Genomic DNA, 8,408 nt, shown 5'->3' with positions numbered 1-8,408 from the left:
CCGGGTGATCAAGCGCCAGTTCGGTTATGTGAAAACACGCTTCCGTGGCTTGGCTAAAAATACTGCACAGTTGGTGACGCTGTTTGCCCTGTCGAACCTGTGGATGGCACGCCGATATTTACTGACGAATGCAGGAGAGGTTCGTCTGTAATGTGGGGAATAGCCGCTGCGAAGCGTTCGCAGCGGCTAAAAACACTGAAATATGCGAGATACTGATCGTTTTTTGGTCAGTTGCCGTTTTAAAAATCAGCAAGGGCTGAAGTCGGCCGGAAATATAGGGCTACTTCAGAGCATCCTTAGCGGTAATTCCACAAAGCATTTTGAAGACCTATCCAGTACGGCTCAAGCTAAATCACACACCATTACTAGATTGATATGAGTAGCTAAACTTGACCGATTCGGGGAAAAAGCTGTTGGTGGACATCATCTTAGCAAAACGGTAACTTTCACCTAAAAGCATTTTAAGAAGTCAACCGTCCGATATAGTCGGAATTTCAAGGAGAACAACAAGTGCCAAAAGGAAGCAAGACAGCTTTATTTGTTAGCTCCACTTGCTACGATCTCAGCCAAGTACGAGCCGACCTAAGAGATTTTACTGAGTCTATCGGGTTTGAGCCGATTCTTTCAGAGTTCGACTCCTTCCCAGTAAACCCCAATCAAAACACTCTAAATAACTGTTTAGAGGCAGTAAAAAACCGCACTGACATTTTCGTATTGATTGTTGGAGGACGGTACGGATCAATAGTTGACTCAGGTAAGTCTATTACCAACCTTGAGTTTTTAGAAGCCAAGGCCAAGGGAATACCAAAATATGTGTTTGTTAAAGAAGATATATTGACACTACTGCCAATTTGGAAAGCAAACCCAAATGCAGACTATAGCTCGGTAGTTGACAACCCATCTCTTTTCAAATTCATTGCAGAACTTAGGGAGTCTGGTGATATTTGGGTTTTCCCATTTTCAAATGCACAAAGTATTATTAGTACCTTAAGAAAGCAACTTAGCTACTTGTTTTCTGACTGCTTGAATTTGAGAGCAAAAGCGCATGAAAGTGATCCGTTGGTAGCCAGTTTAAGGCCTAAGGCTTTTCGTCTGGCTGTAGAAAAGCCCAAAGGGTGGGAGTGGTTACTTTTTGCACAGATACTGTCGGATGAAATAGCATCACACAATAGCAAACGCCTTGATACAGAATTGGGAATTAGCTTCGGCGACCCTACAATTCTAGAAGAAGTTGAGAGCATTACCACTTGGGTATCCTCACGCTTTGCGTGGATAGCAAACACCATTGAACAATTATCTAGAGCCTTAAATACTGGTTTTATAAAAGCAGTAGGTGAGCCCGGAGAGCCCGGTGATATTAAACGAATTGCTCATTTGGCCAAAAGAGTTGGCGATGGATATGAACAACTACTCGATTGGAAGCTGCAATTTCTCAGAGCATCTTACAGTGACGAATTTGAAAAATTAATTAAACTGGCATCAGATTTTTCTTCCAATGCTATTCAAGAGATAGAAGAGTTCTCAGAAAAACTTTACTCAACAATCGAGAGACACATACAGGAAGCTGACTCATACGAGGAAGGCACAATTGTAACTATCACTCTGACTCTTACAGTGCCAGATACCGATCCATTTTCAAAAGAAATCGCACAATTGAGAGCTGTTTATGGACTGTAACCTCCCGCCTAACACTAAAAATCATTGCTCCCAGGGCTTACCGCGGGTTTGTTCGCTGATAGGCAACTTTTGCTGCTGAGCAGCCTTGGCCAGCATATGGGCGCTAACGGGCGCGGTGATAAACAGAAACAGGGCAATTAGCAGCTCATGAAAGCTGAAACCTTCGCCATGAAAGTTGAAGTAGATCAACGAGGCAATCACCATACCGCCCACACCCAAGGTGCTGGCTTTGGTCGGGCCATGCAGGCGCATAAAGAAATCCGGCAGGCGATACAGACCAATCGCGCCGACCAAGGCGAATAGGCTGCCAAGCAGCAAGAACAAAGCGACCAAGCCTTCGATCAGGGTATCCATTGAGCAGTCTCCGAAGAACGTTTTTACCATCTCGCGAGCTAGCGCCATGCAGGGCAATAACAGGCGAGGCTGGGCAGTTTACGCGCTGTAAATAAGCAGCCTAAGCCTGCTCCTAGCGCAACAGGGCCCGCGCGCAGCAGCTCGTAAACGCGTGCCTATTCAATAATGTCGCCGCGTAGCAAATACTTGGCCACCGCCACCGTGCCGATAAAGCCCATCACCGCAATCAGCAGGGCCGCTTCGAAATACAGATCAGAACCCAGCCACACACCAAACAGCACGAGCATGGCAATCGCGTTGATATACAGAGTGTCCAAGGCCAGGATGCGGTCGGGCAGATCCGGGCCAATGATCAGTCGGGCCATGGTCAGCATCAGCGCCAGGCCGATAATCACCAGGCACAGTGGAATCACGTAGGCGAGCATGTGAATACCTCCAGCAAGGGTGCTTCGTAACGCTGTTTAATTTCCGCCACTAGCGCCTTGGCATCGGCCACATCCAAACCATGCACCAGCAGCGTTTTGCGGTCATCACTCAAATCAGCGGAAACCGTACCCGGCGTCAGCGAGATGATGCTGGTGAGCATGGTCAGAGCAAGCTCGTCTTCTAGCACCAGAGGAATCTCCACAAAGGCTGGGCGCAGCTTGCTGGTCGGGCCGAGGATCAGCTTGGCCACCTGCAGGTTAGCCATGACGATATCGCCAAGGATGCGCAGCAGAAACAGGCACAGCTTGAGCGGCTTATGCACCCGTGGCGGGTTGATCCAGAACACCTGGGTCAGCAATGGAATTGCCCAACCCAGTACCGCGCCGAGTAACCAATGGCCCAGGCTCAGGTCATTCACCAGCAGCAGCCAGACCATCAGCAGACACAGACTGAGCAGCGGATGCGGTAACCAGCGACGTGCTTTCATCGTGCAGCTCCCGATTCGATGATTTGCCGGTACAACCCCAGATCATGTAACTGGCTGGCCGTAGCCTCGACATAACTCAGCAGCGGCGCAGCGCCAACCACCAACAGCAGGCTGAGCAACAGCAACCCCATGCAGGCCAGCAGCCGCCCATAGTCCAGCTCGGCGCTATCCAACTGGCTCAGGCCCACGTGCCAGAACAGCGTACTGCCGGCGCGGCTCAAGGCAATCAAGGTCAGCAGGCCGCCACCAAGCACCACCGGCCACAGCAGCAACGCCTGCAAGCCAGGCTCCAGCGAGCGCAGCAGCAACAGCTTGCCGATAAACCCGGAGAGCGGCGGTAAACCAGCTACCGCAATCGCCCCAAAAAAGAACAAGCTGCCCAGCAGATGCGGGTTCTGCAACGCCGGCCCTTGCACCAACAGGCCCTGTTTTTCGCCGCGCTGACGGGTAATCAAGTCAGCCAAGAGGAATAAGCCGCCGGCAACCCAAGTACTGTGCACCAGGTAAAACAAAGCGCCTGCCAATGCCTGTTCAGTGCCAATGGCAATACCGGCGAGCAAGGTGCCAACCGATACCACCACCAAATACGCCAACAAGCCTTGCAGGCTGACTGCCGCCAGCGCGCCGATCACGCCCAATGCCAGGGTTAGCAGGGCAATCGGCCAGAGCCAGTCGTTGGCCATATTGGCCAAGCTGCCGGCATCGTCACCGAAGATCAGCGTGTACACACGGATGATCGAATACAGGCCGACCTTGGTCATCACCGCAAACAACGCAGCGACCGGTGCAGTGGCCGAGGCGTAGGCCTTGGGCAGCCAGAAGTACAACGGCAAAAACGCCGCCTTGAGGCCGAACACCACCAATAGCAGCAAGCCGGCAGCGCCCAACAACCCGGCATCATCTGGCCCGGCGGCGGCAACCCGAATGGCCATATCGGCCATGTTCAGAGTACCAGTGATGCCATACAACACGCCGACAGCGAGCAGGAAGAAGGCCGAACCCACTAGGTTCAGCACCACGTAATGCAAGCCAGCACGCACCCGCTCTACCCCGCCGCCATGCACCAGCAGCGCGTAGGAGGCGATCAGCAGGATTTCAAAGAACACAAACAGGTTGAACAAGTCGCCCGTGAGAAAGGCGCCGTTGATGCCCATCAACTGAAACTGGAACAGCGCATGGAAGCTCTGCCCGCGCTCATCATCGCCGCGTACCGCATAGAGTAAGGCAAAGCTGCCAAGCACCGCCGTCACCACCAATAACAAGGCGCTCAAGCGATCAAGCAACAGCACGATACCGAACGGTGCCGCCCAGTTACCGGCGGCGTAGACCTGCAACACACCCTGATCGGCCAACCACAGCAGATAAAAGCTCAACGGCAGCAACAGCAGGGTTGCCGCCAGCGATATGCAACGTTTGACGCGCTGGCTCAGGCCCGCGCCCAGCAGCAACAGGCTGCCGGCAAACATTGGCAGCAGAATGGGCAGGATCAAGCCGTGATTCATCGTGCAGGCTCCTGGCCGTCAACATGGTCTGTCCGGGTTTCGCCGACGCTGCGCAGCGCCAGCACCACGACGAATGCGGTCATGGCAAAGCCAATCACAATGGCGGTCAGCACCAGCGCTTGCGGCAGCGGGTCAGCGTAGGCGCCGCCCTTGCCGATCACCGTAACCACCCCACTCTGCAAGCGGCCCATGGCAAACAGGAACAAATTGACCGCGTAAGAAATCAGCGTTAGCCCCAACACCACAGGAAAGGTCCGCGCGCGCAGCAGCAGGTACACGCCGCTGGCCGTCAACACGCCCAGGGTCGCAGCGAATATGGCTTCCATCTAGAGCACCTCCTGTACAGCTTTTTCCTGGGTCAACTTGCCCAGATTGGCAAGAATCAGCAGCGTCGCGCCAACTACCGTCAGGTAAACACCGAGGTCAAACAACATCGCGGTAGCCAGTTCAATTTCACCGATCAGCGGGATATTGAAATGACCGAAAGCCGAGGTAAGGAATGGCCGGTCAAACAGCCAGCTGCCCAAACCGGTGAGGCCGGCAATCAACACGCCGAGGCCAGCCATGCCTTGGTAATTCAGCGGTAGCCGCGACTGCGTCCACTGCACCCCGCTGGCAACGTACTGCAGGATCAACGCCACGGCCGTCACCAGCCCAGCAATAAAGCCGCCACCGGGCAAGTTGTGCCCGCGCAGGAAGATAAACACCGAGACCAGCAGCGCCATCGGCAGCAGCACCCGCGACAGGGTGGCAAGGATCAGTGGATGACGATCACGTGCCCAGTTACGCCCCTGCGCATCGACTGCCGGTTGGAATAGGCGCAAACCATCGAGCAGGGCAAAAATGCCAACCGCCGCAATCGCCAGTACGGTGACCTCGCCCATGGTATCGAAGCCACGGAAGTCGACCAGAATCACGTTGACCACATTGGTGCCACCGCCACCCGTCACGCTGTTCTCTAGGAAGAACGCCGAAATGCTGTCATACGGTCGCGTCAGCACAGCAAACACCAGCATCGCCACCATCACCCCAGTGCCCACAGCCAGGGTGAAATCGCGCAAGCCACGCAGGCTGCTCGACTCCATGCGGGTCTGCGCCGGCAGGAAGAACAGCGCAAGCATCAGCAGAATGATGGTCACCACCTCAACCGACAGCTGGGTCAAAGCCAGGTCCGGCGCTGAATAGCGGGCAAAGGCCAACGCCACCATCAACCCGACCACACTGAGCATCAGCAACGAAACCAGGCGCTGGCGATGGAAAATCACCGTAACCAATGCTGCCAGCGCCATGATGCCCAGCCCCAAGACGGTCATGCCGTCGATTTCGGTCAAGGCTACCGACCCGCTAATCTGTGGCAGTGAGCTCAAGCCTTGGGTTACCACGATTAACGCTGCAGCAAGCAACAGCGCCAAGTACCGCTGCAGCGAAGCATTCTCCAGCCGCCGAGTCAGTGCGGTACATGCCTTGATCATCAGCACCACGCCGCTCTCAAAAATCAATTTGGCATCCACGCTCGGCAACCCGGCGTACCAGCGGAACAGCGGCTGACGGAAGACGTACACAAGAATGCCGCCGAACAAGGCGATAAAACTCATCAACAGCGGCAGGTTGAAACCATGCCAAATCGCTAGGCTATAAGTCGGCACGTTGCCGCCAAGGGTTGCTGAAGCAGCCACAGTGAGCAAAGGAGCGATCGTGTAGGCCGGCACAATCCCCACCAGCAGGCAAAGGAAGACCAGGATTTCTACCGGCACCTTCATATAGCGCGGCGGCTCATGCGGCGGGAAATGCGGCAGATTGATCGGCTCGCCATTGAAGAATACGTCGTGGATAAACCGCAGCGAATAAGCCACTGCGAACACCCCAGCCAGGGTGGCGGCTGCCGGAATTACCCAGTTGAAACTGCCCAACAGATGCTGGTTGAGGGTTTCGCTGAAGAACATCTCTTTACTGAGGAAGCCATTGAGCAACGGCACGCCGGCCATCGCCGAGGCCGCGACCATGGCCAATATCGCGGTATGCGGCATGTACTTCCACATGCCATTGATCCGCCGCATATCGCGGCTACCCGTCTCGTGGTCGATGATCCCCGCCGCCATAAACAGCGAAGCCTTGAAGGTGGCGTGATTGATGATGTGGAACACCGCCGCAACCGCTGCCAGGCGCGTGTCCAGACCGAACAGCAAGGTAATCAGGCCCAAATGACTGATCGTCGAATAGGCCAAAAGCCCCTTGAGATCATGCTGAAACAGTGCCATCCCCGCGCCAATCAGCAAGGTCACCAGACCGGTAATACTGACCAGATAAAACCACCATTCCGAACCCGCCAACGCCGGATATAGACGCGCCAGCAGAAACACCCCAGCCTTAACCATGGTTGCCGAGTGCAAATAGGCGGAAACCGGCGTAGGTGCGGCCATCGCATGGGGCAGCCAGAAATGAAACGGAAATTGCGCCGACTTGGTGAACACGCCCAACAGCACCAGAATCAACGCCAGCGGGTACAACGCATGAGCACGGATGGCGTAACCGGCCGCCAACACCTGGGACAACTCGAAGCTGCCGGCGATATGGCCGATCAGCAGAATCCCGGCAAACAGCGCCAAGCCACCACCACCAGTGATGGCCAAGGCCATGCGCGCGCCTTTGCGTGCATCCGAACGCGCGCCCCAGAAACCGATGAGCAGGAACGACGAGAGGCTGGTCAGCTCCCAGAACATCAGCATTAGCAGCAGGTTTTCCGAGAGCACCACGCCGAGCATTGCGCCCATAAACAGCAACAGGAAAGCGAAGAAACGCCCCATTGGCTCCTTCTTCGCCAGGTAGTAGCGCGCGTAGAGGATTACCAGCAGGCCGATGCCGAGAATCAACAGGGCAAACAGGAAACCCAGGCCATCAAGACGCAGGCTGAGATTCAGCCCCAGAGATGGCAGCCACTCCAGCTTGACCCTGATCAGGTCGCCAGCAAACACAGTAGATTGCTGCGACAGCAACAGTACCAAGGCCGCCAGCGGTGCAAGCGCAGTGGCCGCAGCGCAGGCTGAACGGCCGAGGCGCTCGGCCAGCAGAGGCAGAAACATGCCGAGAAACGGCAAGGCGATGATCAGCGCAAGCGTCATAGTAAAAACCCCTTAATACAAGCCATGCGTACACACATGCCCAGCTAACTCTCAAACCTGCTTACAGGCCACAAACAACAGGGTTTCCCTGCAAGGCGGACAACGCAGAAGTATTGCACTGCAAGGTTATGAAAGCCCGCTGATAGAAAAGCGTGCGCGATTATCCATAACTATCGCCTAGACGTCATGGATAGAATTATTACTAAAATCTCAATGACTTAGCGCTGAGCCCGAATAACACTGCCTCGACAGAAAACAGGCAATAAAAAACCGGATCAGCCAGAACTGATCCGGTTCGATGATGACTTAGTGAGTAACGCGGCTGGTGCCATTTACGCTCATGATGCGTACCCGCTCACCGACACGGAAGATTTGGTTCTCTTCAACCGCCTGCACATAAGCACGCATGCTGCCGTCATCTTCACGCACGGTGATTTCTACGCCTTGGGTACGGGTAAGACCTTCTTCGGTCATCGCACCCAGCAGGCCGCCGGCCACCGCGCCGATCACTGCCGCCACGGCGCTACCACGACCACCGCCAACACCACTACCCGCCACGCCGCCAATTACCGCACCGGCACCTGCACCAATCGGGGTTTTCGTGCCTTCGATCTTCACCGGGCGCAGCGCTTCAATAGTACCCATGCGCACGGTTTGTACGGTACGCGCCTCATCCCGCGAGTAAGTGTCGCCGGTCAAGCTCGAGGCGCAACCGCCCAAGGTCAGTGCCAGGGCAGTAAACGTAATAACGAGCAGTGTAGGTTTACGCATTTTGAGCAATCCTCCAGGTGGTTTGCCGTATTAGACAGTGCCCAGCCCGAGACTGTCACGGCTGTAAGCAAA

At 55.1% G+C, this 8,408-nt stretch carries 8 protein-coding genes and 1 pseudogene; 2 read left to right on the top strand and 7 right to left on the bottom strand.

Annotation, left to right across the window (positions count from 1 at the left end):
• Nucleotides 1-151 (top strand): annotated as a pseudogene (locus VCA57_RS13350) (IS5/IS1182 family transposase); the annotation flags it as partial.
• 359 nt (nt 152-510) lie between these two features.
• Nucleotides 511-1,677, top strand: a complete 1,167-nt coding sequence (locus VCA57_RS13345; RefSeq protein ID WP_411185508.1) for a DUF4062 domain-containing protein — start codon at nt 511-513, stop codon at nt 1,675-1,677.
• Nucleotides 1,678-1,698: 21 nt separating this feature from the next.
• Here VCA57_RS13345 and VCA57_RS13340 read toward each other — a convergent pair whose 3' ends face one another.
• The 7 genes from VCA57_RS13340 to VCA57_RS13310 form a co-directional block, all read right to left on the bottom strand.
• Nucleotides 1,699-2,031: a Na+/H+ antiporter subunit G gene (locus VCA57_RS13340; protein ID WP_411185507.1), complete on the bottom strand. Its 333-nt coding sequence runs from the start codon at nt 2,029-2,031 to the stop codon at nt 1,699-1,701.
• 155 nt (nt 2,032-2,186) lie between these two features.
• Entirely contained in the window at nt 2,187-2,456 is a 270-nt protein-coding gene (locus VCA57_RS13335; RefSeq protein ID WP_411185506.1) for a K+/H+ antiporter subunit F, read from the bottom strand.
• Nucleotides 2,441-2,944: a Na+/H+ antiporter subunit E gene (locus VCA57_RS13330; RefSeq protein WP_411185505.1), complete on the bottom strand. Its 504-nt coding sequence runs from the start codon at nt 2,942-2,944 to the stop codon at nt 2,441-2,443. The genes VCA57_RS13335 and VCA57_RS13330 overlap by 16 nt, the downstream gene beginning before the upstream one ends.
• The gene (locus VCA57_RS13325; RefSeq protein ID WP_411185504.1) at nt 2,941-4,446 is read right to left on the bottom strand and encodes a monovalent cation/H+ antiporter subunit D; all 1,506 of its coding nucleotides are present in this window, start codon (nt 4,444-4,446) and stop codon (nt 2,941-2,943) included. Before VCA57_RS13325 ends, VCA57_RS13330 begins: the two co-directional genes overlap by 4 nt.
• Nucleotides 4,443-4,772, bottom strand: a complete 330-nt coding sequence (locus VCA57_RS13320) for a Na+/H+ antiporter subunit C (RefSeq protein WP_411185503.1) — start codon at nt 4,770-4,772, stop codon at nt 4,443-4,445. The genes VCA57_RS13325 and VCA57_RS13320 overlap by 4 nt, the downstream gene beginning before the upstream one ends.
• Nucleotides 4,773-7,565, bottom strand: a complete 2,793-nt coding sequence (locus tag VCA57_RS13315) for a monovalent cation/H+ antiporter subunit A (protein ID WP_411185502.1) — start codon at nt 7,563-7,565, stop codon at nt 4,773-4,775.
• A gap of 306 nt (nt 7,566-7,871) precedes the next feature.
• Nucleotides 7,872-8,336 carry a glycine zipper domain-containing protein gene (locus VCA57_RS13310; protein ID WP_411185501.1) on the bottom strand — a complete coding sequence of 155 codons (465 nt, stop codon included), beginning with the start codon at nt 8,334-8,336 and terminating at the stop codon, nt 7,872-7,874.
• Nucleotides 8,337-8,408: the final 72 nt, after the last annotated feature.

The organism is Pseudomonas sp. (genome assembly GCF_046581935.1).
Lineage (GTDB): Bacteria > Pseudomonadota > Gammaproteobacteria > Pseudomonadales > Pseudomonadaceae > Aquipseudomonas.
The sequence above is the reverse complement of the archived record's forward strand: the minus strand, read 5'-3'. Positions and strand labels throughout refer to the sequence as shown.

Coding starts and splice junctions, on each gene's coding strand:
- VCA57_RS13325 (WP_411185504.1), bottom strand. CDS start 4,446: ATGAATCACGGCTTGATCCTGCCCATTCTGCTGCCAATGTTTGCCGGC.
- VCA57_RS13340 (WP_411185507.1), bottom strand. CDS start 2,031: ATGGATACCCTGATCGAAGGCTTGGTCGCTTTGTTCTTGCTGCTTGGC.
- VCA57_RS13335 (WP_411185506.1), bottom strand. CDS start 2,456: ATGCTCGCCTACGTGATTCCACTGTGCCTGGTGATTATCGGCCTGGCG.
- VCA57_RS13330 (WP_411185505.1), bottom strand. CDS start 2,944: ATGAAAGCACGTCGCTGGTTACCGCATCCGCTGCTCAGTCTGTGTCTG.
- VCA57_RS13315 (WP_411185502.1), bottom strand. CDS start 7,565: ATGACGCTTGCGCTGATCATCGCCTTGCCGTTTCTCGGCATGTTTCTG.
- VCA57_RS13320 (WP_411185503.1), bottom strand. CDS start 4,772: ATGGAAGCCATATTCGCTGCGACCCTGGGCGTGTTGACGGCCAGCGGC.
- VCA57_RS13310 (WP_411185501.1), bottom strand. CDS start 8,336: ATGCGTAAACCTACACTGCTCGTTATTACGTTTACTGCCCTGGCACTG.